The organism is Aeromonas sp. S12(2024), from assembly GCF_041402305.1.
Taxonomy (GTDB): domain Bacteria; phylum Pseudomonadota; class Gammaproteobacteria; order Enterobacterales; family Aeromonadaceae; genus Aeromonas; species Aeromonas veronii.
In genome coordinates, this window is the sequence record NZ_JBGLRB010000006.1 from 112,187 (window position 1) to 127,851 (window position 15,665).

Genomic DNA, 15,665 nt, shown 5'->3' on the forward strand with positions numbered 1-15,665 from the left:
GTTCCCACTTAGCCAACTGAGACCAAATTTCACCATCGAACACCATACGGCAAGGTTTCAGGCCAGTTTCCCTGTTCCGGATAACAAGAGCACATCATGAGCATATGTCTCTGATAAGTCACATTTAATGACCGCACCACTGATTTTCGCAGGGGATGCCATCGCCCTCTCCGTCCATTTTGGTGTTCGGACAATGTTGCAAAAACCAGGTTGCCTCCTCGCAGGAGGTCATCTGGGAGCAATGCTGCCGACCATCACACTGGCGAATAAAGGTCGTTGTCTGTGGCGTGCTCACAGTGGTGCTGACCTCCTTCTGATTGAAAGAGGAAACCGGCAATGGCGCCATCGACTCGGCCGAGAAACGGGAATAGATGGAAAAGAGGCCGACGAGCACCAGCAGAGGGATCAATTTGCCACTCCAGCTGCTCTTGCGACGTCGATAGGGGTTACTCCGCTCTCTGGTAGAAGTGAGTCGTGGCGGCTGACTTGCCGCCCGAAACGATGACGCCGCTGATGATGCGGCCGACGGCACGGCATCCGCCAACGTGAGCGGGCGATCGGGGAAAAAGACCTGTAACGCCCTCGGTTTGCCATCCTGGCCACTGCCGATCAGATAGGTGACACGCTCCCCCGGCTCGGGCACCCGGCCATCTGATTGCAGCGCCGTAACATGCACAAACAGCCCTGCACTGCGTGATCCATTGATTGCCTGCTCGGCGCCATTTTGCTCCGGCGTAATAAAGCCAAAGCCGCGCGCCTCGTTCCAGCTCGCGATCCGTCCCTGATAACGCATCTGTCCATCCTTGTTGTTATCCATGTGAGCACTATCTTGCCCGACAATCATGTTGCCCAAAAGCGCTGCGGCCCGACAGGGGGCCGCTGAGTCAATCTCAAAACGGTGATCGAGCGCAGCCTGCGTTAAGGGTCAAGCCAGCCGGGACACCTTGATGATCTCGGCGATGCGACCCAGCATCCGCAGCGAGGTGTGATGCTCGGTGGCATCTGCGGCGGCGCAGGCATCCTCCAGAATGGTGATGGCGTAGTCGCGATCGTGACCATCCCGCGCTGCCGCCTGAATGGCCCAGCTGGTGCTCACCCCGCACAGATAGAGGTGGTCGATGTGATTGGCCCGCAGCGCAGGCTCCAGCGCCGTGCCGTAGAAGGGGCTGACCCTGGGCTTGGCCAGCACCAGATCACCGGGTTGCACATCCAGATCAGGATGAAAGTCGGTGCCTGGGTCGGTAAGCGAGAGCGCACCCTGCTGGTGAGCCCGACCAAACATGGGGGAGCCTTTGGGTTGCAGCTGATAGCCGCCGTCAAAGCCCACCTTGATCAGCACTACCAGCCAACCGTGGGCGCGGGCATGGGCCAGCGCCTGATTGGCATGCGCAATGGCATCCTGCTCCACCACGTGGGCTGCCGAGGCGGCAATGCGCCCGTCGGGATGGGCAATATCGTTGATAAAATCGATCACCAGCAGTGCCTTGTTCATCACCTTTGCTCCTTCGCGCATTCAGCCCGTGCTATCTGGTTTCTACCTGTCAAACCAGCCCCAGTGCATAGCGCAGCGCCATTTCCTTTAAGGGGCCAGCTTTATCCGCCAGATTGAGTGCCAGATTACGGGCCAGCTTGAGGGGGCCAATCTCGTTGCTGAACACCCCGTAGAAGAGATCCATCCCCGACTGCATCAGCAGGTTGTCGGGACGACGGCGCCGCTCGTAACGCTCGGCCAACGCCAGTTGATGCCAGTCGGCGCCAGCTCCTTGCAGCAGATCAGCCCAGCACGCCACATCCTTGAAGCCGAGGTTGACCCCCTGCCCCGCCAGCGGGTTGATGGTGTGGGCAGCATCGCCAAGCAACACCACCCGACCGGCGTGATAGTCGTTAGCGTGGCGGCGCACCAGCGGGAAGCTCCCCTTGCCGGTGACGGTAAATCCGCCAAGCCGGCTTGGGAAGTGGCGACGCACTTCGGCGGCGAGCGCCTCGTTGCTCATGGCAGCCAGCGCGCGGATTCGGGTCGGGCTGTCATACCACACCAGAGAGCCGTGCTGACCGGGCAGCGGCAGGAAGGCGCGCGGGCCACTCGGGGTGAACTGCTGCCAGGTGATATCTTCCTGCGCAAAGTCGGTGTCGATATTGATCAGCATGCAGTGCTGGCGGTACTCGAAGCGCGATACGCCGATACCCGCCAGCTTGCGGGTGTGGGATTCGGCGCCGTCGCAAGCCAGCACCCAGCGGGCCGCCAGCTCGGTGCCGTCGTCCAGAGTCAGCACAGCGTCATCTGCACTCTGGCGCAGGCTGGTCACCGCCGCCGGGGTGTGGGTCTGGATGGTGGGAAAATCCTCCATCCGTTTGAGCAGGGCGAGCTGCACCAGCCGGTTTTCGATGATGTAGCCGAGCTGGGGCAGACCGAGATCGGCGGCATTGAAGCGGGTGGCAAAGCCGTCCAGCTCCCAGGTCTCCAGCCGGCGGTAGGGGCAGAGCCGCATCTGCTGCAGATGGTGCCAGGCACCGGCCTGCTCCAGCAGCGCCACCGAGGCCTGACTGATGGCGGAGACCCGCAGATCCAGCGGCTGCTCCGGCGCGTAATGCTCCGGCAGTTGGGTCTCGATGACCCGCACCGAGAGACCCTGAGCCGCCAGCAGACAGGCAGTGGCGGCGCCCACCATACCGGCGCCGACGATGGCGATATCACACTGTTCCATACATTTATTCCTGAAAGGGTGCGTCCGGCGACAGCGCCCGGACGTGAACCGGATGGCTGCATGATAGCGCAAGGGCGACTGATAAACAGTGAGACAAACGGGGAATTGCTGCGTCAAATCAAGGAGAAAGCTTATTGAGCTTGCTGGCAACAGGTATCGGGTGAGCACCATTGCCAGCTGGATATTAGCTAGGCAGTATCCAGATTGCGGAGTAAAATGCGCGGTCCTTTGACCATGCCGATTTCAAAACAAGTCAAGAGAAGCAATGAGCAAGAAACTTCACATTAAAACTTGGGGTTGCCAGATGAACGAGTATGACTCGTCCAAAATGGCCGACCTGTTGGATGCCAGCAATGGCTACACCCTTACCGAAGAGCCCGAAGAGGCAGATGTCTTGCTGCTGAATACCTGCTCCATCCGCGAAAAGGCGCAGGAGAAGGTGTTCCACCAGCTGGGACGCTGGAAAAAGCTCAAGGCCAACAAGCCTGGTCTGGTGATCGGCGTGGGTGGCTGCGTTGCCTCTCAGGAGGGCGATGCCATCCGCCAGCGCGCTCCCTATGTGGATATCGTGTTCGGCCCGCAGACCCTGCATCGCCTGCCCGCCATGATCAAGGAAGTGCAAGAGGGCCGTGGTGCCCAGGTTGATATCGCCTTCCCCGAGATCGAAAAATTCGACAGTCTGCCCGAACCGCGCGCCGAAGGGGCCACCGCCTTCGTTTCCATCATGGAAGGCTGTTCCAAATACTGCTCCTTCTGCGTGGTGCCCTACACCCGCGGTGAAGAGGTGAGCCGTCCGCTGGACGACGTGCTCTACGAAATCGCCCAGCTCGCCCAGCAGGGCGTGCGCGAAGTGAACCTGCTCGGCCAGAACGTCAACGCCTACCGGGGCTCGACCTTCGACGGTGGCATCTGCACCTTCGCCGAGCTGCTGCGGCTGGTGGCCGCCATCGACGGCATCGATCGCATTCGCTACACCACCAGTCACCCCATCGAGTTCACCGACGACATCATCGAGGTCTACAAGGACACTCCGGAAGTGGTCAGCTTCCTTCACCTGCCGGTGCAGAGCGGCTCCGACCGTATTCTTACCATGATGAAGCGCCCGCACACCGTGCTGGAGTACAAGTCCAAGATCCGTCGCCTGCGCGCCGCCCGTCCCGACATCACCATCAGTTCCGACTTCATCGTTGGCTTCCCGAATGAGACGGACGAAGACTTTGAAGCGACCATGAAGCTGATCGAGGATGTGGGTTTCGATATGAGCTTCAGCTTCATCTATAGCCCACGCCCCGGAACCCCTGCCGCCGACCTGCCCGATGACGTCGACATGGAAGTGAAAAAAGCCCGTCTGAGCCGCCTGCAGCACGTCATCAACAACCAGGCGATGCAGATTGGCCGCGCTATGCTGGGCACTACCCAGCGCATTCTGGTGGAAGGGCCCTCCAAGCTCGACCCGATGCAGTTGTGCGGCCGCACCGAGAACAACCGGGTGGTCAACTTCGAAGGTCCGCACACCCTGATCGGCGGCTTTGCCGACGTGGAGATCACCGAAGTACGTCCCAACTCCCTGCGCGGCAAATTCATCCGCGGCGAGAGCGAGATGAACCTGCGCATCGCCACCGCCCCGAGCGAGATCCTGGCCCGTCGCCCGGACAATGTGCCGGACGAGCTGGGTGTAGCAGCCTTCACTCCCCATTAATTTTCCCTCCCTATCCGCTTGGCGGATGGGGAGCGCCCCGATACGAGGATATTGTGAGCCGACACATCTCGACCCTGAATCTGCATCTGGATCCTGCCGACAACCAGCGCCTTGCCAGTCTCTGCGGCCCCTTCGATGACAACATCAAGCAGCTGGAGCGCCGCCTCGGCGTCGAGATCAGCTACCGTGACAACCACTTCCAGCTGGTGGGCAAACCAGCCCAACTGGATGCCGCTGCCGTTATCCTCAAGCACCTCTATGTGGAAACCCAGCCCCTCAAAGGCGGCAAGGTGACCGACATCACCCCCGACATGGTCCATCTGGCCATTCAGGAGTCTCGGGTGCTGGAACAGGATGAGGAACCGGCGCCGAGCATCCCCTATGGCAAGGAGGTGACGGTCAAGACCAAGCGTGGGCTCATCAAGCCGCGCAGCCCCAACCAGGCCCAGTACATCGCCAATATCGTGCGCCACGACATCTGCTTCGGCATCGGCCCTGCCGGGACCGGCAAGACCTATCTGGCGGTGGCGGCGGCAGTGGATGCACTGGAACGCCAGGAGATCCGTCGCATTCTGCTGACCCGCCCGGCGGTGGAAGCGGGCGAGAAGCTCGGCTTCCTGCCAGGCGATCTCTCCCAGAAGGTGGATCCCTACCTGCGCCCGCTCTACGACGCCCTGTTCGAGATGCTGGGCTTTGAGCGGGTGGAGAAGCTGATGGAGCGCAACATCATCGAAGTGGCGCCACTCGCCTATATGCGCGGAAGAACCCTCAATGACGCCTTTATCATTCTCGATGAGGCCCAGAACACCACTACCGAGCAGATGAAGATGTTCCTGACCCGCATCGGCTTCAACTCCAAGGCGGTGGTCACCGGTGACATCACCCAGGTAGACCTGCCGCGCAATGCCAAATCCGGCCTGCGCCATGCGCTGGAAGTACTGCCAGGGGTCGATGGTCTGTCGTTCAACTTCTTCGAGTCCAAAGACGTGGTACGCCACCCGGTGGTGGCCCGCATCGTGCAAGCTTACGAGGCGTTCGATGCCAAGCAGGCCGCCGAAAAGCTAGCCCCTCACGCCAGCCAAGCAAGCATCAGCAAAGAGAGTGCCCAATGAGCGTCATCCTGGATCTGCAACTGGCCAGTGCCAGCACCGACGGCCTGCCCACCGAAGCCCAGCTGCAGAGCTGGCTCGACGGCACCCTTCTCGGCTTCCAGCAGGAGGCCGAAGTCACGGTGCGCATCGTCGACGAGGCGGAGAGCAACGAGCTCAACCTCACCTATCGCGGCAAGGACAAGCCCACCAACGTGCTCTCCTTCCCGTTCGAAGCCCCACCCGGCCTGGAGCTGCCGCTGCTCGGCGATCTGGTGATCTGCCGCCAAGTGGTGGAACGGGAAGCCATTGAGCAGGGCAAGCCGCTGATGGCCCACTGGGCCCACATGGTTGTGCACGGCAGTCTGCATCTGCTAGGTTATGACCATATCGAGGATGACGAAGCCGAAGAGATGGAAGCGCTCGAGCGCGACATCATGCAGGAGCTGGGTTTCGCCGATCCCTATCTGAACGACGAAGCGTAAACCGCAGGATGGTCATCACCTTGAAACAGCCGATGCCCATCCTCATATAGCCACCACGATTTCAAGTGTGTTTATACGAGTAACCAAGAGAGAAAATGACCGACGATCACCCTAGTACCGGCTCGCCGAAGAAAACCTGGCTCGACAAACTCAGCCAACTCTTCCAGGGCGAGCCAAAAGACCGCAATGATTTGGTAGACGTGATAGCCGATGCCGAAGAGCGCGACCTCATCGATCAGGACACCAAGGACATGATCGAGGGGGTGCTGGAGATCGCCGATCTTCGCGTGCGCGATATCATGATCCCCCGCTCCCAGATGGTGACCATCGAGAAGTCCCAACCGGTGGATGCGATCCTGCCGGTGATCATCGAGTCCGGTCACTCCCGCTTCCCGGTGATCAACGAGGACAAGGATCATGTGGAGGGCATACTGCTCGCCAAGGATCTGCTCCCCTTCGGGTTTGGCGGCCATCACGCCAGCGAGCCGCTGCAGCTCGAGAAAATCTTGCGCCCCACGGTGATCGTGCCGGAAAGTAAACGGGTTGACCGTCTGCTCAAGGAGTTCCGTGAAGAGCGCTACCACATGGCCATTGTGGTCGACGAATTTGGTGGCGTCTCCGGTCTGGTGACCATCGAAGACATATTGGAACTTATCGTTGGCGAGATCGACGACGAGTTTGACGACATCGAGGATGAGCCGGACGAGATCCGCCGCCTCAGCAAGCGGGTCTTCTCCATCAGCGCCCTGACCGAGATCGAGGATTTCAACGACTTCTTCGGCACCAAATTCAGCGATGAAGAGGTAGATACGGTAGGTGGTCTGGTGATGCACGCCTTCAGCCACCTGCCAAAGAAGGGCGAGGAGATCGAGCTGGACGGCTACCTGTTCAAGGTGATGCATGCCGACCGGCGCCGTCTGCAGCAACTGCAGGTGAAGATCCCCGAGCACCACGCGGCGGCGCAATCCGAGCCGCAATAAGCAGATCCGCTCGATGTGTGAAACAACGCCCCGACCTCGGGGCGTTGTGCTCTCTGCCACCGGCATCGAGGCTCGCCGTTGCCCCGCTTACAGGTTAAGATACCGGCCATTCGACCCCAGTTGCACACCAAGACGAGCACCATCGCCCGTGAGATTATCCCCTGTTACTTCCAAAATTCTGTTAAGCCTCAGTGCATTGGCCTCTGGTGCCATCGCCGTGCTGGCCTTCTCCCCCTTCGGCTACTGGCCGCTGGTGATCCCCTCCCTGCTTGGCCTCTACGCCCTGCTGGACAAAGCCACGCCGAAACAGGCTGCCTGGCGCGGTTTTGGCTACGCCATGGGACTCTTTTTGCCGGGGCTATGGTGGATCCATGTCAGCATGACCGAGTTTGGCGGCATCCCGCTGCCGGTCGCCTTTGTGCTGCTGGCCGGGCTCTCCGCCTATCTGGCCCTCTACCCGACGCTCGCCTGCTGGGTCTTTGCCCGCTTCTTTGGCGGCCGTCACTGGAGCCGCTGGCTGCTCGCCTTCCCGGCCTTGTGGTTGGTCGCTGACTGGCTGCGCGGCTGGGTGATGACCGGCTTCCCCTGGCTCTGGTTTGGCTACAGCCAGATCGACGGCCCCCTCAAGGGCTTTGCCCCCATTCTCGGGGTGCAAGGCATCACCCTTGCTCTGCTGTTCTCCGCTTCCGCTATCTGGCTGGTGTGGAAGTCCCGCTCGCCACTGTGGCTGGCGGTGCCCGCCCTGCTGGCTGCCGGCGCTCACGGCCTGATGCAGCTCAACTGGGTAACCCGTGGCGAACCGGTCAAGGTGGCGCTGGTGCAGGGAAATATCGCCCAGTCCCTCAAGTGGGATCCGGAGGCGCTGGCCCCCACGGTGCGCACCTATCAGGACTTGAGCCGCGAGAATCAGGATGCCGACATCATCATCTGGCCGGAGTCGGCGATCCCGGCCATCGAGAAGGCGATGGGCCCCTATCTGGAGAATCTGGACAAGGCGATGAAGGTGAACGATACCGGCCTGCTGGCCGGGATCATTCACTACGACGAGCAGCAACAGCGTTTCTACAATACCGTGCTCGGCATGGGGGTGCAGGATGCGGATGGCAAGGAGTCCTACTTCTACAACCACCCCAACCGCTACAACAAATACCACCTGCTGCCCATCGGCGAGTTCGTGCCGTTTGAAGATCTGTTGCGCCCCATCGCCCCCTTCTTCAACCTGCCGATGTCCTCCTTCAGCCGGGGTGACGAAGTGCAGCCCAACCTGATCGCCAAGGGGCTCAAGTTTGCCGCCGCCATCTGCTACGAGATCATCTTCCCGGAGGAGGTGCGCCGCAACGTCAATGCCGATACCGACTTCCTGCTGACCGTCTCCAACGACGCCTGGTTTGGCACCAGCATAGGCCCCTGGCAGCATATGGAGATCGCCCGGATGCGCGCGCTGGAGCTGGCTCGTCCGCTGCTGCGCGACACCAACACCGGCATCACCATCGTGACCGAGATCGATGGCAGCATCATCGGCCAGATCCCGCAGTTTGAAGCGGGCGTGCTGCGCAGCGAGGTGCGTCCCGCCCACGGCGAGACCCCCTACATGCGCTTTGGCAGCTGGCCCCTCTATGGTCTGACCGTACTGCTGCTGGGTCTGGCGCTGGCGCTGCGCCCCAAGGCTCACCCCTGGGCCCGCGAGCTGTAATGGCCATCCACCATCCCTGATAAACAACGAGGCGCCCGCAGGCGCCTCGTTTTTTTACGACAGCTAATCACGCATCTTTTTGCAGGCAGCAGATCACATAGCCGTAACTGCCCAGATATTGGCGGTGGATGGCCACTTCCCGGCTCAAGTCCTGCCAGGCGGCACTCTCCCCCAGCTCGTCTCGATAGCGCACCAGATTGACCTCGATAGGGTCCAGATAGTTGTTCCAGGCGCTCATCGGCAACGGAGTGTGTGACAGGCAGCGATAGCCTGCCGCTTGTATCGTCTCAAGCAGGCCCGCCAGCGTCTGCATGGCGGGATAATCCTGCTGCCAGAATGCCAACGCCTCCTCGGGCGGGTTATCGGTCAGCCAGACCGCATCACTGAGCACGATGCAAGCCTGCGGGCTCGCGAGCAGCGGACGCCACGCCTTCAGCGCATTAGCAACCCCCATCACGTAAGCGCTCCCCTCTGCCCAGATGAGGTCGGCCGGGGCCAGATCGTCCGGCAGTGCCGCCATGTTGGCGCAGAGGGTGGAGACATGCTCAAAGCCCGCTGCACGGGCGGAGTGCGCCACGGCGGCCAGCGCCTCCTCTTCCAGATCGATGGCCACAATGTCGGCATCGGTCACCTGAGCCAGCGCCATGGTCGAGGCCCCGCGCCCGCAGCCCATGTCAAGGATCCGGCGCGGCCGGATGGGCAAGGCGGCAAACTGCTGCTGGGTGAAGGCGCGATCCCCCGGCCCCCAGTAACTCATGCCATCCAGCAGCTGGATAAAGTCCTTGATGTAACGCTCATGCTCATTCATGTCTTTGCTCAACCATTGCAAGTGGTAGCGATCTTTCTCGCTAAAACCCTGTTTCATCACCCACGCGAAGTAGGCCTCCGGAGCCTCGCGCTGCAGTTGCAGCTGCCAGGCCTTGAATTCCTCACCGGAGCGCGGGCGCAGCCCTGTCAGATCCGCCAACAGATCCCGGGCGCGCTGCATCCGCACCAGCTCCTCATCCAGCTCCCTCACCCGGGCCTGCAATGCCGCTTGATCTATCTCGCCAGCCAGACAGGCGAGGCACTGCTTGAGGCTGAGACCACCTGCCTGCAGGGCCTGCACCATCTGCAGTCGCTGCAGATCCCCCTCGTCATAGTGGCGATAGCCGTTGGCGGCCCGGGTACCGGCAATCACCCCCAGCTTCTCGTAATAGAGCAGGGTGGAGCGGGCGAGGCCGCAGCGGCGGGCCAGTTCGGATATTTTCATGGCAATCACTCACGGTGCGGGCCCTCAGGTGACCCGATAAAGACGAGCTTAAACTGTAAAGCTATAGACAGGTCAACGCCCTTTTCCAGAGATCTGCCAACAAAAACGGCCACCCGAGGGTGGCCGTTGTCAGCGCTATCTGCGACAAAGCAGCGATGCAACCGGCTCAGAGACCGGCAGCCTCCAGATGCTCCACCAGCAGCTGCACGCTGCGGTTGCCGCGCCACTCGTTGACGTCAAGCCGGTAGACAAGCCGCACCCGCTTGACCGAGGCATCGGGCCAGCGCTTGAGATCGACGCCAAAGGCGATGGCATCCACCGCATGACCGGAATCGGTTGTCAGCATCATCTTGAGGTGCTTCTCCCCCACCAGCCGCTGCTGCACCAGCACGAACTCGCCGTCGAACAGCGGCTCGGGGAAGGCCTGACCCCAGGGGCCGGAGGCGCGAATCAGCTCCGCCAGCTCGAGGTTGAGCTCATCCGGCAACAACTCGCCGTCGGTGAGCAGCACTCCGGTCAGCAGCTCGGGTGTCACCAGCTCGCTGATGACCGCCTCAAAGGCGCGGCTGAAGGCCTCGATATTGGCCTTGGGCAGGGTCAGCCCCGCCGCCATGGCGTGGCCGCCAAACTTGCCCATCAGGCCCGGATGGCGGGTATCGAGCAGTTCCAGTGCATCGCGCAGGTGCACGCCGGGGATGGAGCGGCCGGAGCCCTTGAGCTCGGTCTCGCTGCTCTCGGCAAAGGCAATGACCGGGCGGTAGTACTTCTCCTTCACCTTGGAAGCCACCAGCCCCACCACCCCCTGATGCCACTCGTTGCGGTGCAGCACTATGCCCGATGGCACCTCGCCATCGCGAAACCGGATCTGCTCCAGGGTGGCGAGGGCCTCCTGCTGCATCCCCTGCTCGATCTCCTTGCGCTCCTGATTGAGGCTGTCCATCTCGGCCGCAAGCTGGCGCGCCAGATTGAGATCATCGCAGAGCAGACAGGCGACCCCAAGGGACATATCATCGAGGCGCCCAACCGCATTGAGGCGCGGCCCCAGCGCAAAACCGAGGTCGGCGGCGGTGAGGCGGCGACCATCACGACCCGACACATCCACCAGCGCCTGAATGCCGGGGCGACAGCGCCCGGCCCGGATCCGCTGCAAGCCCTGATGGACCAGAATGCGGTTGTTGCCATCGAGCGCCACCACATCTGCGACCGTGCCGAGGGCCACCAGATCGAGGTAATCCGCCACATTGGGGGCGCGCAACCCTTGCCGTTCGTACCAGCCGAGCTGACGCAGATGGGTGTTGAGGGCCGCCATCAGGTAGAAGGCTACCCCCACCCCGGCCAGCGACTTGGAGGGGAAATCGCAACCGAGCTGGTTCGGGTTGACGATGGCATCGGCGTCAGGCAGCTCCTGACCCGGCAAATGGTGATCGGTAACCAGTACCTGCATGCCGGCCGCCTTGGCAGCCGCCACCCCGGCGATGCTGGAGATGCCGTTATCCACCGTGATCAGGAACTCGGCGCCGCGCGCCACCGCCAGCTCGACAATTTCGGGGGTGAGGCCGTAGCCAAACTCAAAGCGGTTGGGCACCAGAAAATCGATGTGGCGACCGCCCATGGCGCGCAGGGCCAGCACACACAGGGCCGAGCTGGTGGCACCATCGCAGTCGAAGTCACCGACAATCAGGATCCGTTTCTGGGCGGTCAGGGCATCCGCCAGCAGCGGCACCGCCTGTTCCATGCCATAGAGGCGCTGGGGCGGCAACAGCTGGCTGGCGCTGCGCTCCAGCAGGGCAGGATCCTCTACGCCACGACTGGCGAAGATTTGGCGAAGCAGGGGATGCAAAGTGGCAGGCAGATGGGAATCATCAACTCGCGGACGACGACGGATTTGCAGAGGCATCAAAATTATCCAGTATCTTGAGCAGCTGTTCGGGGCTCTGATACCCGCGCACCAGATCCCCGTCGGAGGAGACCCAGGCCGGCAGTACCTTGACCCCCAACCATTGGCTCAGGCCAATATTTTGGATAAGGGTCTCACTACATGCCGTTTGAGGCAAATAGGCTTTTAACGGATCATTTTGCAGCAGGGGATCGCTGCACCAGTCGGCGGCCCGTTCGGCGTGATCAATCACCGGATAGAGAGCCACGCTCACCCCGGATGCCTGCAGGTGTTGCAAGGTGCCGGAGAGCTGACGGCGCTTTGCGTCCTGCTCGCCGAGAAACAGCGCAACCCGGTGACGCTCATCCCGGGCCTTGAGCACGATGGGGGCATGAGCCACCTGCGCCAGACCAAGTCGGCGCTGCTCGCGCATACCCGAGATGGTCAGGTTCTTCATGTCGCGAGTCATATCCAGCATGACCCCCTGCACCACATAATCCCCTTTGGCATCGCTGTAGAGCACCCCCTGCGAGGTGCCCAGCATGTACAACCCCGCGATCGGGGTCGGTTCAACCAGATAGACGGGGACCCCCAGCCGGGCCGTGATAGTCTGTTTCAAGGCTTGGGTATCCATCCCCGCTCTGGCAGCAAATGTGCACAAAAGCATCATTCCCAGTAGTAAATACTTCACTTGTTTACTCACGTGGTATGAATGAATCGACCCAGCAAACTACAGCAGCACAGCTCATCATTCAATCAGCTAATTACCAAAAAATTAATATCACTTTGTACCAAAAAAATGGCTCCCCCCGATTGCCAAGGACTCATAACGCCCGCAAGCTAGTCAGGACGACAGGAACAACGCGGCTTAGCCTCTGTTTTTCCTGACAAGAGTTCGCCCTTTGGCAAGGATAATCAACGCACTATCTTGTTTAATTTCGGAGGAAATAATGAGTCTGATTCAAGAGTTCAAAGCCTTTGCCGCACGCGGCAACGTCATCGATATGGCGGTCGGTATCATCATTGGTGCCGCCTTCGGCAAAATTGTCTCCTCTTTTGTCGGTGACGTGATCATGCCGCCCATCGGCCTGATCCTGGGCGGCGTGGACTTCAGCGACCTGGCGGTCACCCTTAAGGCCGCAGAAGGTGCAACACCCGCCGTGGTCATCGCCTATGGCAAGTTCATCCAGACCATCATCGACTTTCTGATAATCTCTTTTGCCATCTTCATGGGACTGAAGGCCATCAACACCCTCAAGAAAAAACAGGAAGAGGAAGCCGCCGCCCCGGCAGGCCCGACCAAGGATCAGGAGCTGCTGACCGAGATCCGTGATCTGCTGAAATCTCAACAGGAGCGTTAAGCCGACTCCCCAGACTGGTGTGTATGTGTGTCACGATGCCCATGGGCTATGGTTAGATGGCGTAAAGTTATATAGGCGTCGTGACTATGCAAACCTCCACTGCTGCAAACTCCAATCACAGCTTTATTCTCCGTTTTCTTTTGCTGCTTGCGCTGCCACTTGTTTTGACCACATTGGGTAGTGCGTACCTTTTTTCTGTTATGCAGAAAAACACCTTGCTAAGCACCGCCAGATTTTTTAACGATAGTACTGCGCAGCAATGGGATAACTCACTCTCTTCGGTTGAGAGGCAAATAAATATCATCATTGCTGACATTACTGAGAATAATGGAGATCTTCCCCCGGAATTAAAACAACGTTATCGCGACATTTGGCAATACCTTCTTTACCCTGATGGCCCAATAAAAACCGTGTACTACATGCTTCAGGATAACAAGCATATCAATTTCTCTCTTCATCCTACCCCGATTGAGTTCAAAGAGTCGGAACGTCCATGGTACCGCAATGCTATCGAGCATCCCGGCATCAATATCTGGAGTTCCCCTTACATTGACGCGATTGAAAAAATGCCGGTCGTCACCCTTTCCCATGCTGTTTTTAATAACCAGGGGGAATTTCTTGGCGTGATTGGCATCGACCTGAACTTGAAAGTATTTTCAGCACGTATAGGGCGGATTCTGGAGAGTAGTAACAATGTTGTATATATGCTCTTTGACCGAGGCAGCAAGATGATTGTGGCTCACAGCGACCCTCAGGAAAACGGCAGTCGACTTGACCAACCATGGATTTCTGAATTGAAAGGCAGGAATGGTACCTTAATGAGTAAAAATGGTGATCTCATTTCATATCACGCCCTTCACAACAACCCATCGTGGCTGGTTATTACTGTATTTCCATTCAAGAGCAATATTTTGATTGGTGAGATACTGCCAACTATATTTATCACTCTGGTATTATCATTATCGATATTCACACTGGTTGCTATTATTTTCAGGCAACGTTTGGAGCATACTATCAGCACATTGGTACAAGTTGTTAGACAATTGCGTATCACCCCTCCAGGGCAACAAATTATTATCCCCAAGCTGGCTGGTATAGAGGAGCTGGAGGATGAAATAGTGATGATTTCAGACAAAATGCAGGCCGAAACAGAAAAATCGCTGCGTGATGCATTAACCGGCTTGTACAACCGCCGTCATTTGGAAGAGGAGCTCGCCACTCTACATAAAGAAAATAGCCAATATATATTGGCGATTATCGACATTGATAACTTCAAAAAAATAAATGATACCTATGGTCATCCCATCGGTGATGCCGTTTTGAAACGCACCGCTCAGCTAGGTAGCCAATTGCTAGAGGAACAGGCAACCCTGTGCCGCTTTGGGGGGGAAGAGCTGGTCGCCATTTTTGAACAGACAGATATTGCCAGTGCACAGCAGTTGATGGAGCAGTGGCGTATCAGCATGGGGCAACAGGATTGGCGTGAAAAGGGCTTAAGCGTCTCCTTTAGCGGTGGCATTGCCGAATCCCTGCATGATGCCCCAGACAGTGTGATGGCCCGCGCCGATGCAGCTCTTTATCAGGCTAAACAAGCGGGCAAAAATCGGCTGCAACGGGCTTAAGCGCGGGGGTGGTGCTCCCCGTGCAGCGCCTTGAGCCGTTCGTTGGCCACATGGGTGTAGATCTGGGTAGTGGAAAGATCCGCATGGCCCAGCAGCATCTGCACCACCCGCAAGTCGGCGCCGTGGTTGAGCAGATGGGTGGCGAAGGCGTGGCGCAAGGTATGGGGGGACAGCTCACCGTTGATCCCGGCCCGCAGGGCATAGAGCTTGATGCGATGCCAGAAGGTCTGGCGGGTCATCATACGGGCCTGCTTGGAGGGAAACACCACATCCGAGCTGGTGCCCCCCAGCAGCAGGGTACGGGCCTCCCGGTAGTAACGCTCCAGCCAGTGCATCGCCTCCTCGCCCATTGGCACCAGCCGCTCCTTGTTGCCCTTGCCCACCACCCGCACCAGCCCCTGACGCAGACTGACATGCTCGGCGGTGAGCCCCACCAGCTCGGAAACCCGCAGCCCGGTGGCGTAGAGCAGCTCCAGCATCGCCTTGTCCCGCAGCTCCAGCGGGTCATCCACCAGCGGCGCACTCAGCAGAGCCTCCACTTCCGCTTCGCTTAAATCTGAGGGTAGTTTTTTCGGCAGCTTGGGCCCCTCCAGCAGCACGGTCGGATCATCGCTGCGCAGCTTCTCACGGTTGAGATACTGATAGAAACGGCGCAGGGCCGACAGAAAACGGGCGGTGCTGCTGGCCGCAAACTGGTGATCGACCCGCCAGGCGAGGTAGTGCTGGATCTCGTCCATCCCCGCCAGCAGCAGCGAGCTCCCCTGCTCGTCGAGCCAGAGGGAGAACTTCTCCAGGTCGCTGCGATAGGAGCTGACTGTGTTGTCAGACAATCCCCGCTCCAGCCAGAGGGCATCGAGAAAGGGTTCAATCAGGGGATGTGGGTCGGGCTTGCTCATGGTGCGCT

General features: G+C 59.6%; 14 protein-coding genes. 7 read left to right on the forward strand and 7 right to left on the reverse strand.

Annotated elements, in window-relative coordinates:
* Positions 1–124: 124 nt before the first annotated feature.
* The 3 genes from ACB035_RS08065 to ACB035_RS08075 form a co-directional block, all read right to left on the reverse strand.
* Positions 125–793, reverse strand: a complete 669-nt coding sequence (locus ACB035_RS08065; protein WP_371167078.1) for an excalibur calcium-binding domain-containing protein — start codon at positions 791–793, stop codon at positions 125–127.
* 132 nt (positions 794–925) lie between these two features.
* Positions 926–1,492, reverse strand: a complete 567-nt coding sequence (locus ACB035_RS08070) for a cysteine hydrolase family protein (protein WP_371167031.1) — start codon at positions 1,490–1,492, stop codon at positions 926–928.
* Positions 1,493–1,541: 49 nt separating this feature from the next.
* Positions 1,542–2,705, reverse strand: a complete 1,164-nt coding sequence (locus ACB035_RS08075; RefSeq protein ID WP_371167032.1) for an FAD-dependent oxidoreductase — start codon at positions 2,703–2,705, stop codon at positions 1,542–1,544.
* 265 nt (positions 2,706–2,970) lie between these two features.
* Between ACB035_RS08075 and miaB the strand changes: the two genes are divergently transcribed.
* The 5 genes from miaB (at position 2,971) to lnt (ending at position 8,650) form a co-directional block, all read left to right on the forward strand.
* On the forward strand, positions 2,971–4,404 hold the full coding sequence (miaB, locus tag ACB035_RS08080) for a tRNA (N6-isopentenyl adenosine(37)-C2)-methylthiotransferase MiaB (RefSeq protein WP_371167033.1): 1,434 nt from the start codon (positions 2,971–2,973) through the stop codon (positions 4,402–4,404).
* 53 nt (positions 4,405–4,457) lie between these two features.
* Positions 4,458–5,516, forward strand: coding sequence for a PhoH family protein (locus ACB035_RS08085; RefSeq protein ID WP_371167034.1), 1,059 nt, complete (start codon positions 4,458–4,460; stop codon positions 5,514–5,516).
* Positions 5,513–5,977 (forward strand): rRNA maturation RNase YbeY, encoded by a 465-nt coding sequence (gene ybeY, locus ACB035_RS08090; protein ID WP_371167035.1) that lies wholly within the window; start codon positions 5,513–5,515, stop codon positions 5,975–5,977. The genes ACB035_RS08085 and ybeY overlap by 4 nt, the downstream gene beginning before the upstream one ends.
* A gap of 95 nt (positions 5,978–6,072) precedes the next feature.
* Complete coding sequence (gene corC, locus ACB035_RS08095) at positions 6,073–6,957, forward strand: CNNM family magnesium/cobalt transport protein CorC (RefSeq protein ID WP_005354092.1); 885 nt, start codon at positions 6,073–6,075, stop codon at positions 6,955–6,957.
* A 148-nt stretch (positions 6,958–7,105) separates the two neighbouring features.
* Positions 7,106–8,650, forward strand: coding sequence for an apolipoprotein N-acyltransferase (gene lnt / locus ACB035_RS08100; protein ID WP_371167036.1), 1,545 nt, complete (start codon positions 7,106–7,108; stop codon positions 8,648–8,650).
* A gap of 67 nt (positions 8,651–8,717) precedes the next feature.
* On the opposite strand, the gene ACB035_RS08105 is transcribed toward lnt, so the two are convergent.
* From ACB035_RS08105 to ACB035_RS08115, 3 genes are all read right to left on the reverse strand, one after another.
* A complete protein-coding gene (locus ACB035_RS08105) occupies positions 8,718–9,902 on the reverse strand; it encodes a MerR family transcriptional regulator (protein WP_111901272.1) in 1,185 nt (394 codons plus the stop codon).
* A 166-nt stretch (positions 9,903–10,068) separates the two neighbouring features.
* Positions 10,069–11,799 (reverse strand): single-stranded-DNA-specific exonuclease RecJ, encoded by a 1,731-nt coding sequence (gene recJ / locus ACB035_RS08110; protein WP_371167037.1) that lies wholly within the window; start codon positions 11,797–11,799, stop codon positions 10,069–10,071.
* On the reverse strand, positions 11,765–12,412 hold the full coding sequence (locus ACB035_RS08115) for a disulfide isomerase DsbC N-terminal domain-containing protein (protein WP_158112969.1): 648 nt from the start codon (positions 12,410–12,412) through the stop codon (positions 11,765–11,767). Before ACB035_RS08115 ends, recJ begins: the two co-directional genes overlap by 35 nt.
* A 316-nt stretch (positions 12,413–12,728) precedes the next feature.
* Between ACB035_RS08115 and mscL the strand changes: the two genes are divergently transcribed.
* Both mscL and ACB035_RS08125 read left to right on the forward strand, forming a co-directional pair.
* Complete coding sequence (gene mscL, locus ACB035_RS08120) at positions 12,729–13,139, forward strand: large-conductance mechanosensitive channel protein MscL (RefSeq protein ID WP_005335147.1); 411 nt, start codon at positions 12,729–12,731, stop codon at positions 13,137–13,139.
* Positions 13,140–13,225: 86 nt separating this feature from the next.
* Positions 13,226–14,761, forward strand: coding sequence for a diguanylate cyclase domain-containing protein (locus tag ACB035_RS08125; protein ID WP_371167038.1), 1,536 nt, complete (start codon positions 13,226–13,228; stop codon positions 14,759–14,761).
* On the opposite strand, the gene xerD is transcribed toward ACB035_RS08125, so the two are convergent.
* A complete protein-coding gene (gene xerD, locus ACB035_RS08130; protein WP_005362383.1) occupies positions 14,758–15,657 on the reverse strand; it encodes a site-specific tyrosine recombinase XerD in 900 nt (299 codons plus the stop codon). The two genes, ACB035_RS08125 and xerD, sit on opposite strands and share 4 nt — an antisense overlap.
* Positions 15,658–15,665: the final 8 nt, after the last annotated feature.

Coding starts and splice junctions, on each gene's coding strand:
- miaB (WP_371167033.1), top strand. CDS start 2,971: ATGAGCAAGAAACTTCACATTAAAACTTGGGGTTGCCAGATGAACGAG.
- ACB035_RS08105 (WP_111901272.1), bottom strand. CDS start 9,902: ATGAAAATATCCGAACTGGCCCGCCGCTGCGGCCTCGCCCGCTCCACC.
- ACB035_RS08115 (WP_158112969.1), bottom strand. CDS start 12,412: ATGGATACCCAAGCCTTGAAACAGACTATCACGGCCCGGCTGGGGGTC.
- ACB035_RS08065 (WP_371167078.1), bottom strand. CDS start 793: ATGCGTTATCAGGGACGGATCGCGAGCTGGAACGAGGCGCGCGGCTTT.
- mscL (WP_005335147.1), top strand. CDS start 12,729: ATGAGTCTGATTCAAGAGTTCAAAGCCTTTGCCGCACGCGGCAACGTC.
- recJ (WP_371167037.1), bottom strand. CDS start 11,799: ATGCCTCTGCAAATCCGTCGTCGTCCGCGAGTTGATGATTCCCATCTG.
- ACB035_RS08125 (WP_371167038.1), top strand. CDS start 13,226: ATGCAAACCTCCACTGCTGCAAACTCCAATCACAGCTTTATTCTCCGT.
- xerD (WP_005362383.1), bottom strand. CDS start 15,657: ATGAGCAAGCCCGACCCACATCCCCTGATTGAACCCTTTCTCGATGCC.
- ybeY (WP_371167035.1), top strand. CDS start 5,513: ATGAGCGTCATCCTGGATCTGCAACTGGCCAGTGCCAGCACCGACGGC.
- ACB035_RS08075 (WP_371167032.1), bottom strand. CDS start 2,705: ATGGAACAGTGTGATATCGCCATCGTCGGCGCCGGTATGGTGGGCGCC.
- corC (WP_005354092.1), top strand. CDS start 6,073: ATGACCGACGATCACCCTAGTACCGGCTCGCCGAAGAAAACCTGGCTC.
- ACB035_RS08070 (WP_371167031.1), bottom strand. CDS start 1,492: ATGAACAAGGCACTGCTGGTGATCGATTTTATCAACGATATTGCCCAT.